The sequence below is a fragment of the Streptomyces sp. NBC_00162 genome (assembly GCF_024611995.1).
Classification (GTDB): Bacteria; Actinomycetota; Actinomycetes; order Streptomycetales; family Streptomycetaceae; genus Streptomyces.
This window is the reverse complement of the sequence record NZ_CP102509.1, coordinates 4642587-4659717: the sequence shown is the minus strand read 5'-3', so window position 1 is coordinate 4659717 and position 17131 is coordinate 4642587. Positions and strand designations below refer to the sequence as shown.

General features: G+C 69.5%; 19 protein-coding genes, 1 tRNA gene and 1 pseudogene. 13 read left to right on the top strand and 8 right to left on the bottom strand.

All coding sequences use genetic code 11. The features are described 5' to 3' along the window. The first annotated feature begins 281 nt into the window (after window positions 1–281). Window positions 282–352: transfer RNA gene (locus JIW86_RS21765), tRNA-Gly, on the top strand. A gap of 270 nt (window positions 353–622) precedes the next feature. Here JIW86_RS21765 and JIW86_RS21760 read toward each other — a convergent pair. Further along, on the bottom strand, window positions 623–913 hold the full coding sequence (locus JIW86_RS21760) for a hypothetical protein (RefSeq protein ID WP_257555540.1): 291 nt from the start codon (window positions 911–913) through the stop codon (window positions 623–625). Window positions 914–1440: 527 nt separating this feature from the next. Here JIW86_RS21760 and JIW86_RS21755 point away from each other — a divergent pair. From JIW86_RS21755 to JIW86_RS21740, 4 genes are all read left to right on the top strand, one after another. After that, on the top strand, window positions 1441–1644 hold the full coding sequence (locus JIW86_RS21755; RefSeq protein WP_257555539.1) for a cold-shock protein: 204 nt from the start codon (window positions 1441–1443) through the stop codon (window positions 1642–1644). Window positions 1645–1955: 311 nt separating this feature from the next. Then, window positions 1956–3470 (top strand): DEAD/DEAH box helicase, encoded by a 1515-nt coding sequence (locus JIW86_RS21750; RefSeq protein WP_257555538.1) that lies wholly within the window; start codon window positions 1956–1958, stop codon window positions 3468–3470. 46 nt (window positions 3471–3516) lie between these two features. Further along, window positions 3517–3921 carry a CBS domain-containing protein gene (locus JIW86_RS21745; protein ID WP_257555536.1) on the top strand — a complete coding sequence of 135 codons (405 nt, stop codon included), beginning with the start codon at window positions 3517–3519 and terminating at the stop codon, window positions 3919–3921. Between the two features lie 49 nt (window positions 3922–3970). Further along, complete coding sequence (locus tag JIW86_RS21740) at window positions 3971–4282, top strand: SCO5918 family protein (protein ID WP_257555535.1); 312 nt, start codon at window positions 3971–3973, stop codon at window positions 4280–4282. A 92-nt stretch (window positions 4283–4374) separates the two neighbouring features. Here JIW86_RS21740 and JIW86_RS21735 read toward each other — a convergent pair whose 3' ends face one another. Beyond that, complete coding sequence (locus tag JIW86_RS21735; protein ID WP_257555534.1) at window positions 4375–4767, bottom strand: ATP-binding protein; 393 nt, start codon at window positions 4765–4767, stop codon at window positions 4375–4377. A 938-nt stretch (window positions 4768–5705) separates the two neighbouring features. On the opposite strand from JIW86_RS21735, the gene JIW86_RS21730 reads away from it, so the two are divergent. After that, window positions 5706–6044: a helix-turn-helix domain-containing protein gene (locus JIW86_RS21730; RefSeq protein ID WP_257555532.1), complete on the top strand. Its 339-nt coding sequence runs from the start codon at window positions 5706–5708 to the stop codon at window positions 6042–6044. A 48-nt stretch (window positions 6045–6092) separates the two neighbouring features. On the opposite strand, the gene JIW86_RS21725 is transcribed toward JIW86_RS21730, so the two are convergent. From JIW86_RS21725 to JIW86_RS21700, 6 genes and pseudogenes are all read right to left on the bottom strand, one after another. Continuing rightward, a complete protein-coding gene (locus tag JIW86_RS21725; RefSeq protein ID WP_257559387.1) occupies window positions 6093–6902 on the bottom strand; it encodes a serine/threonine-protein phosphatase in 810 nt (269 codons plus the stop codon). 268 nt (window positions 6903–7170) lie between these two features. Beyond that, entirely contained in the window at window positions 7171–7359 is a 189-nt protein-coding gene (locus tag JIW86_RS21720) for a DUF6381 family protein (RefSeq protein WP_257555531.1), read from the bottom strand. A 130-nt stretch (window positions 7360–7489) separates the two neighbouring features. Continuing rightward, window positions 7490–7657, bottom strand: a complete 168-nt coding sequence (locus JIW86_RS21715) for a hypothetical protein (RefSeq protein ID WP_257555530.1) — start codon at window positions 7655–7657, stop codon at window positions 7490–7492. A 30-nt stretch (window positions 7658–7687) separates the two neighbouring features. Continuing rightward, the gene (locus tag JIW86_RS21710; protein WP_257555529.1) at window positions 7688–8044 is read right to left on the bottom strand and encodes a PRC-barrel domain-containing protein; all 357 of its coding nucleotides are present in this window, start codon (window positions 8042–8044) and stop codon (window positions 7688–7690) included. 187 nt (window positions 8045–8231) lie between these two features. Next, window positions 8232–8448: pseudogene (locus JIW86_RS21705) on the bottom strand (site-specific integrase); the annotation flags it as partial. Window positions 8449–8568: 120 nt separating this feature from the next. Beyond that, window positions 8569–9189 carry a TetR/AcrR family transcriptional regulator gene (locus tag JIW86_RS21700; protein ID WP_257555528.1) on the bottom strand — a complete coding sequence of 207 codons (621 nt, stop codon included), beginning with the start codon at window positions 9187–9189 and terminating at the stop codon, window positions 8569–8571. Between the two features lie 127 nt (window positions 9190–9316). On the opposite strand from JIW86_RS21700, the gene JIW86_RS21695 reads away from it, so the two are divergent. The 7 genes from JIW86_RS21695 to JIW86_RS21660 all read left to right on the top strand — a co-directional run bounded on the left by JIW86_RS21695 (window position 9317) and on the right by JIW86_RS21660 (window position 17127). Beyond that, window positions 9317–10258 (top strand): alpha/beta fold hydrolase, encoded by a 942-nt coding sequence (locus JIW86_RS21695; RefSeq protein ID WP_257555527.1) that lies wholly within the window; start codon window positions 9317–9319, stop codon window positions 10256–10258. Window positions 10259–11536: 1278 nt separating this feature from the next. After that, window positions 11537–11947, top strand: coding sequence for a hypothetical protein (locus JIW86_RS21685; RefSeq protein ID WP_257555526.1), 411 nt, complete (start codon window positions 11537–11539; stop codon window positions 11945–11947). Window positions 11948–11956: 9 nt separating this feature from the next. Further along, window positions 11957–12685, top strand: coding sequence for an ABC transporter ATP-binding protein (locus JIW86_RS21680; protein ID WP_257555525.1), 729 nt, complete (start codon window positions 11957–11959; stop codon window positions 12683–12685). After that, complete coding sequence (locus JIW86_RS21675) at window positions 12682–13635, top strand: ABC transporter permease subunit (RefSeq protein ID WP_257555524.1); 954 nt, start codon at window positions 12682–12684, stop codon at window positions 13633–13635. Before JIW86_RS21680 ends, JIW86_RS21675 begins: the two co-directional genes overlap by 4 nt. Then, on the top strand, window positions 13635–14534 hold the full coding sequence (locus JIW86_RS21670) for a hypothetical protein (protein ID WP_257555523.1): 900 nt from the start codon (window positions 13635–13637) through the stop codon (window positions 14532–14534). Before JIW86_RS21675 ends, JIW86_RS21670 begins: the two co-directional genes overlap by 1 nt. Before the next feature lie 323 nt (window positions 14535–14857). Continuing rightward, window positions 14858–15802 (top strand): RNA polymerase sigma factor SigJ, encoded by a 945-nt coding sequence (gene sigJ, locus JIW86_RS21665; RefSeq protein ID WP_257555522.1) that lies wholly within the window; start codon window positions 14858–14860, stop codon window positions 15800–15802. 113 nt (window positions 15803–15915) lie between these two features. Beyond that, window positions 15916–17127 (top strand): NAD(P)/FAD-dependent oxidoreductase, encoded by a 1212-nt coding sequence (locus JIW86_RS21660; protein ID WP_257555521.1) that lies wholly within the window; start codon window positions 15916–15918, stop codon window positions 17125–17127. Window positions 17128–17131: the final 4 nt, after the last annotated feature.

Genomic DNA, 17131 nt, shown 5'->3' with positions numbered 1-17131 from the left:
GAAGGAGGCGGTACTGAAAACGTGCCCTTCGGCACAACGGACGACGGTGTGCTCCATCGAGTCCCTTTCCCCAACGAGCTGTACTGCGACGAATCGCCACATTAGGGGATGATCGGGACCCACTCCAGCCGCCGCTCCGAACCCACACGGTACGCCCCAACTCCCGCGCCCACACGCCTCCGTGCACACCACACACGACAACGACCCCACGGCAGATTCACCGGGGGTCGATCATGGGGTAGAGTGGGCGAAGATACCGCTCCAGGCAACTGGAACGCTATGCGGATGTAGTTTAATGGTAGAACATGAGCTTCCCAAGCTTATAGCGCGGGTTCGATTCCCGTCATCCGCTCTTTAAAGAAGGCCCAGGTCAGCGACCTGGGCCTTCTTCGTTGTCCAGACCTCTCAGACTCTGCCGTGCCTTCTGCGTGCCCCAACTGGCGGAAATGCCCTGCCCGGAGGGCCTTTCGCGCACCACTTGCACCACACGGGCCCCGCCGATCTCGGATCGCAAGAACGCATTCTCGAGGACCTGCGTCACTCCACGGCCGCTGCCGCGCGAATTCGCTTTCCCAAAGGGGCGGTTGGCCGGAGGGTCGGCGCAGTCTCGCCGCGGGACTACCTAGTCCTCTTTCCCCGCCAACACGCGATCGGCGGCGTAGTGCGGGCAGGTAGGGACATGCCACGTCACCGTCACCCAGCGCCGGTCGGCGGCGATGGTACGGGCCTGCCCAGTGGCCGGGCAGGCCGCGCAGTGCGGGCACACGACGGTTTCGAACTTCAGCTCGGCCATCACCCACGCCACCTTCCCCGCCAACGGTGCGTGCGGGCTGTGCACCATGGCGATGACGTTCGTATCCGGATCCTGTTGGCAGCCTTGGTCGACGTCGCCGACACCGAGGTTCTCCACCACCTGCGAGAACGGCTTCGCGAACGACCGCAGTGACGGTCAGGCGCTGCGGAACAGACGTGTAGCGAGTGCGGGGCCGGTCGCGCCGCCTTGCGCGTGGACGCCCCCGAGACCGCCATGGAGCACCTGCGAGCTGCTGATCCCTTCCAGAGGGCGCTGCGATCCCACCCCGCAGGCTCACGTCCCCGTGGACTGGACGTCGCAGCTGGCGGACGCCCTTGCTCCCGAAACGCTGCACTCGGGGGGAATCAATATCTATCCCCGCGGCCAGAGAGTTTAATGGACCCCGCAGGGAGAGTTTTTCCGCCGCGCACACGATGGAGATATTTAACGCACACAAACCGCTGCAGCGTGCTACTGTCGATCTCGGTTGCAGTTTTGGTACCCAAAAACTTCAAGCGCTCCAGTCGGCCTCCGCGCCACATTCGAGTGCTTCATATTTCCGGGTCATTTTCCGGCGGGGCATCATCGCGGCGACACGGTGTCCGTACAGTGCGGATGCTGGTGTACTGCCCCAAAGGAGATATGACATGGCATCTGGCACCGTGAAGTGGTTCAACGCGGCTAAGGGTTTCGGCTTCATCGAGCAGGACGGTGGCGGCGACGACGTCTTCGCCCACTTCTCGAACATCGCCGCCCAGGGCTTCCGCGAGCTGCAGGAAGGCCAGAAGGTCACCTTCGACATCGCGCAGGGCCAGAAGGGCCCGACGGCCGAGAACATCGTTCTCGCCTGACGCTGACGCGCATTTCGTAGCTGGGGCCCGCATCCTTCGGGGTGCGGGCCCCAGCTGCACGTAGTTCCCGCAGTGGTGTCACCTGCGGGACGGATTATTCAGGGTTACAGCCTCCTCGACGCTTCACCCCACTCGATTTTTCTTGGTTTCGCGTCCACATGGCGCCACCCCATCTCAGCGCATGCGCCCGTACAGAATCTCTGTAGGCCAGAGTCGCTTTCGCATTCCATTCGGCCCGTTCTTGTGATTCCCTGCGCTGCGTTTCTGCTGCGGGAATTCCTTGATACGCGCCACATCAAGGAAGGTTCTGAATGAACCGCACACGTACGAACGACCGTTCCTCTCGCACCCGCAGCCGCACCGGCGGCCCCGCTTTCGGCGCTGCCGCCGGTTCGGAGCGGGGCAGCCGCTTCGGCTCGTCGGCCCCGAGCCGTTCCGGAGGTCCGCGCCGCTCCGGCGGCTACGGCCGCCGATCCGCCGCGGTCCAGGGCGAGTTCGCCCTGCCGAGGACCATCACTCCCGCGCTGCCCGCCGTTGAGGCCTTCGCCGACCTCGACATGCCGGCCGAGCTGCTGGCCGCCCTCGGCGCGCAGGGCGTGACCGTGCCCTTCCCCATCCAGGGCGCCACCCTGCCCAACACCCTCGCGGGCCGTGACGTGCTCGGCCGCGGGCGCACCGGCTCCGGCAAGACCCTGGCCTTCGGCCTCGCCCTGCTGGCTCGCACCGCCGGGCAGCGCGCCGAGCCCCGCCAGCCGCTGGCCCTCATCCTCGTCCCCACCCGCGAGCTGGCCCAGCAGGTGACCGACGCCCTCACCCCGTACGCCCGCGCCGTGAAGCTGCGTCTGACCACGGTCGTCGGTGGCATGTCGATCGGCAAGCAGGCCGGAGCGCTGCGCGGAGGCACGGAGGTCGTCGTGGCCACGCCCGGGCGGCTGAAGGACCTGATCGACCGGGGTGACTGCCGGCTGAACCAGGTCGCCATCACCGTCCTGGACGAGGCCGACCAGATGGCCGACATGGGCTTCATGCCGCAGGTCACCGCCCTGCTCGACCAGGTGCGTCCCGAGGGGCAGCGGATGCTGTTCTCCGCCACCCTGGACCGCAACGTCGACCTGCTGGTCCGTCGCTACCTGACCGACCCCGTCGTGCACTCCGTCGACCCCTCGGCCGGCGCGGTCACCACGATGGAGCACCACGTGCTGCACGTGCACGGCACCGACAAGCACCGCACGACGACGGAGATCGCGGCGCGCGAGGGCCGGGTGATCATGTTCCTGGACACCAAGCACGCCGTCGACCGGCTGACCCAGGACCTGCTGAGCAGCGGTGTACGGGCCGCCGCCCTGCACGGCGGAAAGTCGCAGCCCCAGCGCACCCGCACCCTCGCCCAGTTCAAGACCGGACACGTCACCGTCCTGGTCGCGACCAACGTCGCGGCGCGCGGCATCCACGTCGACAACCTCGACCTCGTCGTGAACGTCGACCCGCCGACCGACCCCAAGGACTACCTCCACCGCGGCGGCCGCACCGCCCGCGCCGGCGAGTCCGGCAGCGTCGTCACCCTGGTCACCCCCAACCAGCGGCGCGACATGACCCGCCTGATGGCCGCCGCGGGCATCACCCCGCAGACCACCCAGGTCCGCTCGGGCGAAGAGGCACTGAGCCGCATCACCGGCGCCCAGACGCCCTCCGGCATCCCCGTCGTCATCGCGGCACCGGTCGTCGAACGTGCCGAGCGCGGCCCGGCCTCCCGTGGCAGGCGTCGGCCCGCTTCGACAGTCCGACGCGTGAGCGTGCGGCAGTCCGCCTTTGATGCGGCGGCCTGAGAAGCACGTGCTCAGGAAACGGATCCATCTCTGCAGGAGGCACGTTTTGACGCTGGTTCAGATGCAGCCCCGCTCGGCGTATTCCAACCCTGTGCGCCGGACGGTGGACGGCGCGATGGAGGCGGCCGGTCCGCAGGTCTGTGACGACATGACGGTCGAGGTGGCCCTGGCCGTCATGGCCAGTGCTCGCTCGGGTCATCTGCTCGTCTGCGACGAGGACGGCCTGTGCACCGGGCTGGTCACCCTGGCCCGGCTCGCCGCCATCCGCGAGAGCGCCGCGTACACGGACCGGGTCCGTCTCCGAGATGTTCTCGGAGACCGCGGTCCGTTCACCTCTCCCATGACCACGATGGCCGAGGCCGAGCACGCGATGCGCTACCGCAGACTCGATGCCCTGCCCGTCGTCGATGACCAGGGCAGTGCTCTGGGCGTCCTCGCCCTTGCCCGCTGAACCACCTCACCGCAGCACGACCGTCCCCTTCTTCTTCCTGTGAGGCAACATGCGCTGTGTCATCGCCCGTTTCCCGTTCGACCTGACCAAGAGCGGTGTCCTGGAGTCGATGAAGGGCGTCAAGCCCGAGCAGGTCACGGGCGAGTCCGTGACCATCGGCCGCCGTACCTACCCCGTCAAGCAGGTCGGTCAGGTCATCACCCGCCAGGACCGCCGTGACTTCAGCGCCGGTGAAGTCCTCCGGGCCATGACCCAGCTCGGGTTCACCTGCCGCGGCCTCCCCCGGGTTGCCGCGCCCACGCGCGTCCTCAGCCCGCTCCGGCAGGCTTCCGCGATGCTCGGCATCCCGGTGACCGTCTGACGGACAGGACCGGCGCGAGCCGACACCGAACAGCGAGGAGGGCCCGACCGGCACACGCCGGTCGGGCCCTCCTGCGTACCCGATCGGGAGGACTACCGGTCGAGAAGAGCACTCACCGTCTTCCCGCCGGAGGCCCGACAGGTGACAGCGGTCGCTCGGGCGAGGCGGTTAACCATGGGCCAGCCGAATCCACCGGTACCGCCGTACAGGTCAGGGGTGCGCATACGCGGCGCGTGCGGGCTGGAGTCGTGAACGGCCACCTCGATGCTCTCCGCGTCGGCCGTCAGTTCCAGGGTGCAGGTGCCCCCGCCGTGGCGCACGGCGTTCGTGGCGAGCTCGGACACGACCAAGACCACGGTGTCTGCGACTTCTGTGGCCATCGCCGGCTGACGGAGACGGTCGAGGAAGGCTCGCGCGGCATCGCGTGCATCTGCAACAGCCGCCGCGGAAAGCACGGTTGTGACGCTCTCGGCCATCGTGTTCATCAGGTCACCCTGGTCTCTGCATCGTCCACGTCCGGCCCTTGCCTACCTGATCCCTGTGCCCCACCCCACTGCATCCCAACCCGACTCAGGTCTCCAAGAAGGGATCGAAGAGCAGTCGAAGCACGACGCCAATCGACGAGACGTGGGGGGACCCCACGCGCTCGGTTGCGAACCTCCCGAGCCCCTGACCTGCTGTGCAGGCTGCTCTGCGCATCCTGGGCCGACCGTGAAGGTCTAGCTCTCCTCGGCGGGCACGAAAATCTATGACGGCCGGAGTAGACATTGCGCGGTGGCGTTGTTATGGTTTCTCTCGTAGCCCAGAGAGACAGCAGGGCCTGGCAGAGACGAACTGCCGGGCAGCAGTAACCGCAGTTGCAGTTCGCAGGACGGTGCGGTGGTGGAGTTCCGAAGCCAGGGTTGTTGCAGGACGGCGACGGGGCTGACGACCGGACCGGGTGACCCGCAGTGATCAGGGGCCGCCGCGAGCAGTACCCAGCAGTGAAGTCAGTGAGCAGCACCTCGGTGAAGGCGTCGGCTGCGGGCGCGCGCACCGGGAAGTTCGGCAGTGGGGTTCTAAGCCAGAGAAGACGCAGGACGGGCGACGGGGCTGGCTGCCGAAGGGTGGCGCTAGGTCAGGCCACCAGCAGTACGCAGTACCAGCAGTAAGCAGTTGATCACCGAGGGAAGAACGGAGGAGCCGAGCACCATCAGGATCGCCCGGGCCGAAAGGCTGAGCCCGGGTACCGCAGGACATCGATAGTGAGGTGGTCTCCGGTCAAGCAACCGCGATCCCCGCACTCCCGGCAGCATCTCGGTCGGGTCGGCGGAAACACAGGGTCGGCGCAGTATCAGGGCCGACAGATGGTGTAGTAGTTCCTTCGGGGCCCTGGTGCCGTACGGCACCAGGGCCCCTCCACGCGTTCCATGAGAGAGGTTCAATGACAGCAGACGACTCGTTCGGCCGTCTCGACGACGACGATTACCCCGCCTACACCATGGGCCGGGCGGCAGACATGATCGGCACCACCCAGGGCTTCCTCCGCGCCCTCGGAGAAGCCCGCCTGATCACCCCGCTCCGCTCCGAGGGCGGCCACCGCCGCTACTCCCGTTACCAGCTGCGCATCGCGGCCCGCGCCCGGGAACTCGTCGACCAGGGCACCCCCATCGAGGCCGCCTGCCGCATCATCATCCTCGAGGACCAGCTCGAGGAAGCCCAGCGCATCAACGCCGAGTACCGCCGCGCCGCCGAATCATCCGCGCCGCCGCCCTCGGCCTGAACCGAGCGTGCCCGTCGGGATCGGCGGGCCTCGGTCGTCGAAGAAGTGCTATTCGGGTGCGGACGCCTCCGCCAGGTCCGCCCCGGCGTCAGCGCTGCGTGTGACCTGGTGGGTACCGGACCAGTCCAGGTACATGACCGTCGCGTCGTCCTGGAGACGGCGGCCGTGGGCGTGAAGAATCTCCGCGACCAGAGCGCGGGAGGCCTCGCGGGGGTGGAGATCGCCCGTGCGCACGATCAGGGAGGGCAGGTCGTCCTCAACCCTCTCCTGTCTCGGGAGCAGCGGCCAAGGATGCCCCGCGTTGACGAACTGAGTGGTCCCGTCGAGCAGGCTGACGCGCAGCAGCTGCCCGGTGACGAAGCCCCGCCTGCCGTGGTCGATGACGGCCCGGTTGGCCTCCAAGGCCTGCACTTCGAGCTCGGCGCCGGCACGCCTGGCCCTGCGGAGGGCGCCCACTGCGAGGGTGGCGAGGAGCGCGGCTTCCACGTCGTGGCCCATGGCATCGGTGACGGAGAGCTGCATGGTGTCGCGGTCGACGACGTAGTCGAAGGTGTCGCCGCGGTTGGTGACGGGCGCCACGACCCTGACCGTACCGTTGCCCTCTCGCTGGAGGGCCAGCCGCTGTGTGCGCAACACGTCCGCGTAGAAGGTGCCGGGCAGAGCGACGCGCTCGGGGGGCTCGTCGGACTCGACGCTGTCGGCTGCCCCGAGCCGCACCACTGACGACCCGGTGAAGTCGACGATCAGGGACGAAACCGCAGCAGCGTTCAGGCGGTCCCTGACCATCCGTGCGACGACGTCCAGTGACTCGACGGGAGAGGCGGATTCCGCTGCCGCGAGCGTGCCCGCGAGGTCCATTTCCACCAACTGCTCACCGCTGGCGCGCCCCTGATGGGCGCCTGGATCTCGCCTCCTCGGTTGGGGGCAGAGGTCGCCACCGAGGACCTGCGCCTGGCCCTGCGCCAGTACCGGCCCTTCTTCGACCGCCTGCTCAGCACCTGACCACCGGCCCTGACGGCAACGAGTACCGCCCGCCGAGGTGCTGGACGCAAAACACCGGCCGGTGCCTCCCTCACGCAGAGAGGATCGCGCGGGCAGCCACCGGCCGGTACATGCCGCAGGGCCGTCACATGGGGTCGACGTCCCCGAGGCCCCGCTCGCTCTCCTTCTTGCTCTGCTCCGAGAGCCGCAGGGCCTTGTCCTTCAGCCGCTGACGCTCCGCCGGGTCGGTGGCACGCTCCGCAGCCTGCTCGAGCTTCGCCGCCTGGTCACGCATCTGCTGGGCACGGCTGCCGGACTCGCCTGCAACGCTCATGATCACTCCTGGGATCTGGGGGAGAGCGGATGCCACCAGCGAAACAGCGCCCCCACCCCCGCGCATCCCGAACGGTCACCCACCGCTATCCCCGCAGCACAGGCCTGGTGCAGAAGGTCACCCAGCCGTCTCAGCGGATGTGGCGGCGTCCGGAGCGACGCCCGCGCATGCCCAGGTAGACCAGGGCCGCCACGAAGACCAGGATGCCGATGAACAGCAGATAGAGCATGCCTTCGGCGACAGCGCCGATGATGCCCAACACCATCGCCACGATGACCAGGATCAAGAAGACCTTCACGACGTGGACACCTCCTCGGGCGAATGTGGCTCAGCGGCGGGCGAGCAACCGCTCGCCGCCCGCACCGGGCCGGTAGGTGAGGCCGTAGTGCTGGAAGATGGCTGCCTCTTCCTCGGCGGGCAGGACGTCATCCGTGCCGATCGAAGGGCCCTTCTTCACGAGCGCCTTGTCGTAGCCGACCTTGACGTACCCCGGCCCGACGATCGCGCCGTCGAGCGGAACGAAGACCAGCCGGTGCCGGGTGGGCAGCCCCACCAGCACGGTGGCCATGGCCGGCTCGTCCGTGCTGGTGTCCACGTAGATGGCCTCCAGCGCGCCGATCCTGTGCCCGCCCAAGTCGACCACCTCACGGGTACGCCACTCGCGAATGTCCGCTGCCTGGATCATCCTCAGGTCCCTTCGCACGATCACAGCCCGGCCGGTGCACTTCTTAGCCTGCCCCCGCCTGACCGAGGGAACCAGCTCGGCACACCCAACAATGCCCCGCCAGTCACACCGGTCCTGTGAGTCTGCTCCGATGGGACCCTCTCCAGACGAACGACCCGGGTGAGGCAGCCCTGTACGCAGGAGGGGGTTCCGAGGACTGGCCCGCGCGGACCATGAGGTCCTTCAGCTTGGCACCGGTATCGGCGGCGAGGGTGCTTCCGGTGTGGCGCAGGTCGTTTGAAGCGGAACCCGTTCGGCACGCCGACCGCATCGCGGGCCTTGCGCCACTTGCGGCCGAAGGACGTACCTCGCAGGGGTGCGCCTTTCTCCCCCACGAAGACGAGACCCTCGGGCCCGTCCTGTGCGAGCCGCTCCCCTCATCCCCGATTCGACACCCCGCCCGACTCCACGTCCGTCGGGCCCGCCCAGATCGACACCCCAGGGTCCGCGGGCGAGTACTTCGCGACACGTCAGTTCGATCCCGCTCACCTCTCGGACGTGTCGGCAGTCGCGAAGATCCGGTCCAGGTGGTGGCGGAGCACCGCGATCGCCGACTCCGGACTCCGCTGGCCCACGAGGATGCTGGTGCCCATGGCCGCCGCCATGGCGAGCAGGCTGATCGCCTCCGTGCGCGCGTCGGCGTCCGCGTCGGCCAGGCCGACCTCCTGCGCCTGCTCGAGGAGTCCGGTCAGGGCGTTCTCCGCGGCGTCGGGGTTGTCGATGAAGGGCTGAGCGGCCAGCGCCCCGTCGGTCACGGACAGGATCGCGTAGGAGCTGTACAGCAGGTGGAAGGTACGGCTCTCCTCGTCGGTCGGCAGCGAGGCCAACAGCAGCGCCTCCACCGTGGCGCGCGGCCCAGGGTCCGGGCCGACGGCGGCCAAGCGGGCGCCCACCCTCGCCGTGAAGCGGTCGGTCAGGTGCCGAAGGCCGTAGAAGAGCAGCTTCTCCTTGGTCTCGAAGTAGTACTGCACGAGCCGGAGCGACACGCCGGCTTCCGCGGCCACGTCCCGCATGCCGACGGCATGCAGTCCGCGCCGCCCCGCGACCTGGATGAGCGCCTCGGCGATCTGGGCGCGCCGCTCCTCGTGATCCACACGCTTCGGCATGTTCCCGTGTCTCCGCCTGTCGATAGGGGGTTCGCGCTCTGCTGCCCGAACCCCTTCATGATACCGATGTACCACATTGGTGGTACAGTCGTACCACGAAGAACGGATCTTCACAGGAGGTGCCGCCGTGCCCGAGAACACCGCCCGCGTACGCCGCGATGTCGGCCACTACGTCAACGACGCCCTGCGCGACCGCTACTTCGCCGCCGAGGACGTGCTCTACGCGATGGGGGCACCCGTCCGCTCCGAGACGGACGTCGAGACGAGCTTCGGCACCACCCACGTCTACCGGTACGGGCCCTCGGACCCCGCTGCCGAGTCCCGGACCCCAATCGTCCTGATCCACGGCGCTGGCTACAGCTCGGCCATGTGGTACCCCAACACCCCCGGGCTCAGCCTCGACCGCCCCGTCTACGCCCTCGACACCCCCGGCGACGCCAACCGCAGCGTCCACCGCGAGCCCATGTGGCAGCCCGAGCGCGCCGCCCAGTGGATGGACGAGGCCCTCGACGCGCTCGGCCTCGACCGGGTCCACCTCGTCGGCTCCTCATACGGCGGCTGGCTCGTCCTCAACCAGGCCCACCGGCAGCCCGGACGGCTCGCCTCGGTCACCGCCCTCGACCCCGGCGGCCTGGAGAAGGTCGGCCTGCGCTTCTTCGCCTGGGTCTTCGTGAGCCTGTTCGCCACCTTCGCCCCGAAGGCACTGCGCCCCCGGCTCGCCAAGTGGCTGGACCAGCCGGTCATAGCCATCCCCGAGATGCGCAAGTGGATCCAGCTCGGCGCCCGCGCGTACCGGATCCGCCGCCCCGCACCGCTGCCGCTGGCCGAGGATGCGCTGCGATCCGTCCGGACCCCGCTCTACGTCATCATGGGCAAGCACAGCCTGCTCGTACACCCCAAGCGGCAGCTGGAACGCGTTCCGCGCCTTATTCCCGGAGCCCGCGCCGAGATCATCACCGCGTCGGGGCACGGCCCGCAGATCGACCACCCCGACGTGGTCAACGCCCGGATGCTGTCCTTCATGGAAGACGTCGACTCCCTCGACCCTGCTGCGGTCGGCGGCGCATAGGGCTACGGCAGGGAGAAACGGCGCCGGCGGCGCCCGCTCCGTGCCACAACGTGCCAGTAGGGGCGGTGAGGAGCGGTCAACACGGGGTTCCCAGAAGCAGCCGGGGCAGGTCAGCTGGCGAACATTCTGGCAGGTCAGAGGGCATACGTGCGCCCAAGTGCCGAGTGATTCCCAAGCTTATGGCGCGGGTTCGATTCCCGTCATCCGCTCTTGAACGAAGGCCCAGGTCAACGACCTGGGCCTTCTTCGTTGCCCAGACCTCTCAGGAGTTCCGCACCACTTGCGCACCACTTCACCCCTGAGCAGCTGCTCGGCGGCCTTCTTCCGGGCGGCCCGCACCATCCCGTCCAGTCCCCCGGCGACCTCCTTCTGCCGCTCATGGTCCGAGTGTTGGTAGATCAATGCGCCTTCCACGTCCTTCCGCCGAAGACCGGCCTGCTCCTCCGGTCGCATCGGCCCACAGGCACCGAGGAAGACCAACAGCCGCCACCAAGTTCAATACCTCGCGCCGCACGGCCGGCACGCCTCCGTGCGCCTCCGCTGCTTGATTGCGGGCGGGAGGACCCAGCTCCAAGGCCCATCCGCCTCGACACGAAGGCCGTGTCCGCTGCCACAGTTTGGGGGCGACGGGAACGTCCAACGTGTCGGAGCGACCGCTCCCACCTGCCCAAACACCACCTCGGGCGGCAGGCCTGCGGGGGAGGGCGCCTTTGCTGCATGTGCAGGGCTGCGCCCGCAAACGATCATGGTTGGGGGTGCGCTGGCGGTCGGCGCAGGACGAGCCCGGCAGCGGCGAGTCGGACGACGCGAGCAGTTCGTCCAGGAACAGACGAATGACGGTTCCCTCAAGAACCGGCAGTGGTCCATCGTGGTTGATCCGGGCCGCCCGGCAGGTCAGCATCCCGGCGCAGCCGGTCCCGCGCCCGCACGGCCGCCTTCCCATAGAGCACGGTCTCCGTGGCTGAACGACCTGCCGCCGAGATCCTCCGGCGCCTGCGCTCCGACTGCGCCATGCGCCGGCCGGCACTGCCGCGGGTCCACGACCCCACGAGCAGCCGACTACCCGGACACGACGGCGAGTTCACCTTTGGCGACCCGCCGAGGTACCCCGACCAGGCCACCGGATTACCAAACGCAACGATCGAAATTTGGCTTGATCATGCCTCAATTTGACCAAAATCAAAGAGATGTTGAAGATCATCTACGGCTGGGTGTCGATGACGGCACGCAGTGCACAGACTCCACCGGGGAAGGTGGAGCAATCGGGAGGGAACCCCCATGCGTACTCGCATGAAGTCGGCCGTAGTGACGGCATCGCTCGCAGCAGGACTCGTTGGCGCACTCGCGCCGAACGCCTTCGCCGCGTACACGCAGGTCAAGAACTTCTCCTTCACCGACGAGGGCGTGGGTGCGGAGACCGGCCGTTGGACGGCCCCGGGCAACAGCCAGTCGGCAACGCAGGACGGGTGCGCCACGAGCAACGGCGCTCAGGGCCGGGTCGGCTACGACTTCAAGATTGACATCGACTGGGCACCCGACAAGTGGGTGGCCTGGCGTGACTGGTCTTGCGACAACGGCACGTTCTGGAAGGAGTTCGGCAACGCCCCCGCCGGCAAGTACTACATGCAGATCGCAAACGCTCCGGCCTTCATCCACTCGTCGGGTCGCGTCGTCTACAACTGGAAGTAATCTCAGACGATGAGCGTCCTTTCCTGTCACGAAGTGACCAAGAGCTTCCGGAAGCACTCCGTGCTGGAAGGGGTTCATCTCACCCTGGAGGCCGGCGAGATCGTCGGCCTCCTCGGGCTCAACGGCGCCGGCAAGACCACCCTGATGCGGCTGATCACCGGGCTGTCCACCCCCGATTCCGGTGAGGTGCGGCTGTTCGGGGAGTCCCTGCCCATGCGGCCGCGGCAGCTCGACCGGCTCGGAGCCGCGCTCGACGCGCCCGCCTTCCACCGGTGGTCCACCGGACGCGCCATGCTGCGCACCCTGCTCGACACCGCCGGGCTTCCCGACGGCGGACGGATCACCCGTACGCTCGACCGCGTCGGGCTGACCGGCGCCGCCGACCGCCGCCTCGGGACGTACTCGCAGGGCATGCGGCAGCGGCTGGCCATCGCCGCGGCGCTGCTCAAGCAGCCCGATCTGCTGATCCTCGACGAGCCCACCAACGGGCTCGACCCCGAGGGACTGCGCATGGTGCGGCGGATCGTGGCCGAGGAGGCCGCGCGCGGGGCCGCCGTCCTCGTATCCAGCCACCAGCTCGACGAGATCCAGCGGATCTGCCACCGCGTGATCATGCTCGCCCAGGGCCGCGTCGTCGCCGCCGGCACTCTCGACGCGCTCGGCTACGACCCGGAAAGCGGTCCGGCCGCCTTCGAGGACTGGTTCTTCGGGCTCGTCGGGAACGGCGGCCGCCAGTGAACCGCCTCGTTCGGGCGGAGACCCGGCGGCTGCTGCGGCACCCGCTCGCCCTCACCCTCGCCACGCTGTTCGTCTTCGGCTCCCTCTACTGCGCCTGGGTGAGCCAGAACATGGCCTCATACAACATCACGCAGGTGCAGGCCAACCTCGACTACCTCCCCCGATCGTGTGATTCCAAGCAGAACACCCCGGAGCAGAAGGCCAAGTGCCTCGCCGAAGTGCCCCTGCAGGCCGTCGGGCTGGAGCGGATCCAGGACAGGTTCACCGCTGAAGGAGTCCGTGCCGCGCACGCCCAGCACCCGGTGGGCTCGCTGCTGTGGACCATACGGCTGCTGACGTCCGTTCCCGGGCTCGCGCTCCTCGTCATGCTGGCGGCCTTCTCCGTCGCCGGCGAGTGGAGCCGGGGCAGCATCGTGCCGCTCCTCCTCTACGAGTCCCGCCTCAGCAGGCTGCTCGCCGCCAAGGCCCTGGCCGTCTGGGCGTGGAGTTTGGTGCTGCTGTGCGTGTCGGCCGCCGTTACAGCCGCGTTCGGCCTGCTCTACGGCCGCAACGCCTACACGCTGCCTTCGCCCGGCGCCCTCGGCACGGTCTTCGCCGACACCGCACTCGGCGTACTGGCCGGGGCAGCCGTGCTGGCCGGGGCCGCAGCCGTCGCGGTCGCCCTCGGCGCACTGCTGCGCCAGCCGATGCGCACCTTCCTCGCCGGGATGCTGCTGCTCGTCCTGGTGGTCCGCACCTCCGCCGCCCCGGGGCTCGGCGCCTGGCTCCCCGGCGGCGCGCTGGCCGACCTCGTCGGCTTCGGTGCGGTGGACGGGGTCTGGGACCACTTCTGGATCTCCACCGACCCCTCCACGGCCCCCGTCCTGCTCCGCGTCCTGCCGACCCTGGCCCTCATCGGCCTGCTCTGGCTCGGACTGGACCGCCTCAACCGAACCCGGGACCGCGCCTGATGGCCGGTACCCGGCGGCGGCCGGCGCGCGGGGAGGGGACCGCCTGGGCCGGCGAGCTGCGAGCCCTGTGGACCGCCCCCGTATGGGGAGCGACCGCGGCTGTGATGCTGCTGGCCCTGGCCCTCGTCGGCCGGCTCTGGATGGCGGGAGCCCCGTACGGGGTGCTCGACCCCTCGGTGTCGGCGCTCACCTCGCTCCCGTCGGCGCTGCGAGCGGCGGCATGGCAGTTCGCGACCCTGCTGGGTCTCGTCCTCACGGCAGTGGTCGTCGCCACGGGGCTCGGCCAGACCCTGGAAGGCGGCACCTGGAGCGCCCTGCGCCTGTTCGAGAACCGGGTCGGGGTGCTGTGGGCCCGCAAGGTCGGCGCCGCACTCGCCCTGTCACTCGCCAGCCAGATCGTCACCGGCGTGCTGCTGTGGCTGAGCACCTCGGCATACGCCCGGCTGTGGCCGGTGCGGCCCCGCGCAGTGCCCCCCGCGTTCGCCGACGGGGCCGTCCACACGTCACCTCCCCTGCCCGTCGAGTTCGCGACCTGGGGCCAGGCCGCAGGCGCGATCGCCGCCGCCCTCCTCGTCCAACTCCTCTTCATCTCCCTGGCCGCCCTCGCGGCGGCCCTGCTGCGCAGCGTCATCGGGACCCTCGCGCTCGGCATCGGTCCCCTGCTGGTGACCGCGCCACTCGTGCTGCTTCCGGCGGCGCCGTTCCTGCCGCACCGCTGGATCGCCGATCTGCTGAACCTGCCCGCCGAGGCCCAATACCAGCTCTACCTCTGGAATCAGGCCCCGTCCGATCCCGCACCCCTGACCGGCGGCCTCGCCCTCGCCGGGGTCGCGGCCCTGGCCGCCGTGGCCGCCTGGGCGGCGCTGCGCTCCGAGCGCGCGCTACGGCCCGTTGACTGACACCGCGGCCAAAGTGCGGCGCAGCGACTCCCGTGACGGAGGCGCACAACGACGCAGGGGCGCGGGCCCCCGCTGCGCGGGGTCGTCGGCGAACGTTTCCGCAGGTCAGAGGTTGTACGCACTTCCAAGTGCCGAGTGATTCCCAAGCTTATGGCGCGGGTCCGATTCCCGTCATCCGCTTAGACAAGAAGCCCCAGGTCAGCGACCTGGGGCTTCGTCGTTGCCAGGCCTCGCCAGGCGCCTTCGCCGCGTACAACTCGCCGCTCACCGGGGAGTGCTGTCTCGCCTGCCGTTCCAATCCCGGGGCGCCTAGGATCGCGAGTATGGCCTTGATCATGAGTGACGTGGACCGGTTCGAGAGTGCCAGGCCCCGGCTGGAGGCCATTGCCTACCGGCTGCTCGGCTCGGCGAGTGAGGCTGAGGATGCCGTACAGGAGACGTTCCTGCGCTGGCAGGCGGCCGACGTCGGGCGGATCGAGGTGCCTGAGGCCTGGCTGACGAAGGTCCTCACCAACTGGTGCCTCAACATGCTCACTTCGGCACGTGCCCGGCGCGAGACGTACGTGGGGAGATGGCTCCCCGAGCCGCTGCTCGCCGGGGACCCGATGCTCGGCCCGGCCGACACCGCCGAGCAGCGCGAGTCCGTGTCGTACGCCGTCCTCGTCCTGCTGGAGCGCCTGTCGCCGGGCGAGCGGGCGGTGTACGTGCTGCGCGAGGCCTTCGAGCACCCGCACCGGGAGATCGCCGAGATCCTGGACATCACCGAGGCCGCCAGCCAGCAGATCTACCACCGGGCCAAGAAGCACATCGCGGACGGCAAGGCGCGCACCGAGATCGACGCGGCCGCCGCCCGCAGGATCGTCGAGGAGTTCCTGGCGGCGGCGACCACCGGCCGTACCGAACCCCTCGTGCGCCTGCTCACCCAGGACGCCGTCGCGGTCGGCGACGGCGGCGGGAAGGTCCCGGCGCGTACGAAGGCGTTCGAGGGCGCGCTCGCGGTCGCCACGTTCATGCGCGGCCTGTTCAAGCCCGGCGCGGCCAAGCGGGCCCATGTCGGCGGCGCGCCCGACATCTACGCCACGACCGCGAACGGCGAGCCCGCCATCGTGGCGGTCGTGGACGGCCGGGTCGTCGGGATCATCTGCCTGGAGGTCGCCGCGGAGGGCATCGTCGCGATCCGCAGCCAGGCCAACCCCGACAAACTCGTCCGCGCGACCGAGCTGTGGGCCGCCGCGGACCACGGGGAGGGCCCCCTCCTCACCCTCTGAGGAGGTGTGACGCGGGTCACATTCGGATCCTGTCAGGGAACGGGGGGCTGTCCGGTTCAAGAGGCGAAACCACGCCGGACAACGGCGGCCCCCGCCCAGACAGGAGCACGGACATGCAGCACCGCATCGTCATCCTCGGAGCCGGCTACACCGGTGCCCTCGCCGCCGGCCGCCTCGCCAAGCGGCTGCACCGCCAGGACGTCGCCATCACCCTCGTCAACCCCGAGCCCGACTTCGTCGAGCGCGTCCGGCTGCACCAGCTCGCGGCCGGCCAGGACCTCAAGCCCCGCCCGTTCGGCGAGATGTTCGCCGGCACGGGTGTGGAGCTGAAGCTCGGAGAGGTCACCGGCGTGGACGTGGACCGCAAGACGGTCACGGTCGCCGCCGCGAACGGCCCCGAGCGGGAGGAGCTGGAGCAACTGGAGTACGACACTCTGGTCTACGCCCTCGGCAGCGGCTGGAACGACGGGGGCGTCCCCGGCACCGCCGAACACGCCCACGAGGTCTCCAGCCGCCCCGGCGCCCGCCGCCTCCGCGATCGCCTGGCCGCCCTGGACGCCGGCCGGCCCGTGGTCGTGGTCGGCGGCGGCCTGACGGGCCTGGAGGCCGTGACCGAGATCGCCGAGGCCCGCCCGGACCTCGACGTCGCCCTGGCCGCCCACGGCGCCCTCGGCGACTGGCTCTCGGAGAAGGGCCGCGCCCACCTGCGGAAGGTGGTGGACAAGCTCGGCATCACGGTCCACGAACACACCGCGGTCAACGCCGTGGAGGCGGACGGCGTGACGACCGCCGGCGGCCGGACCATCCCCGCCGAGGTCACGGTCTGGACCACCGGCTTCGCCGTCCACCCGATCGCCCGGGCCACCGCCCTGGAGGTCACCGACCGTGGCCAGATCGTGGTCGACAGCACGATGCGCTCGGTGTCCCACCCGGACGTGTACGCCGTGGGCGACGCGGCGATGGCGATGGGCCCGGGCGACAAGCCGCTGCGCATGTCCTGCGCCTCGGGTATCCCCATGGCCTGGCAGGCCGCCGACGCCATCGCCGCCCGCCTCACCGACACCAAGGTCCCCCACGTCTCGATCCACTACTCCAAGCAGTGCATCTCCCTCGGCCGCAAGGACGGGCTGATCCAGTCCGTCACCGCCGACGACCGAGCGGTCGACAGCGCCCTGACGGGCCGCGTGGCCGCCCGCTTCAAGGAACTCATCTGCAAGGGCGCGGCCTGGGGCGTCGCCAACCCGACCGTGGGCATGCCGTCGCGGCGCCGCCGTGTCGTACGGCAGGAGACCCGGAGCCGCGCACAGGCGGAGGCAGCGGCCTGACCCC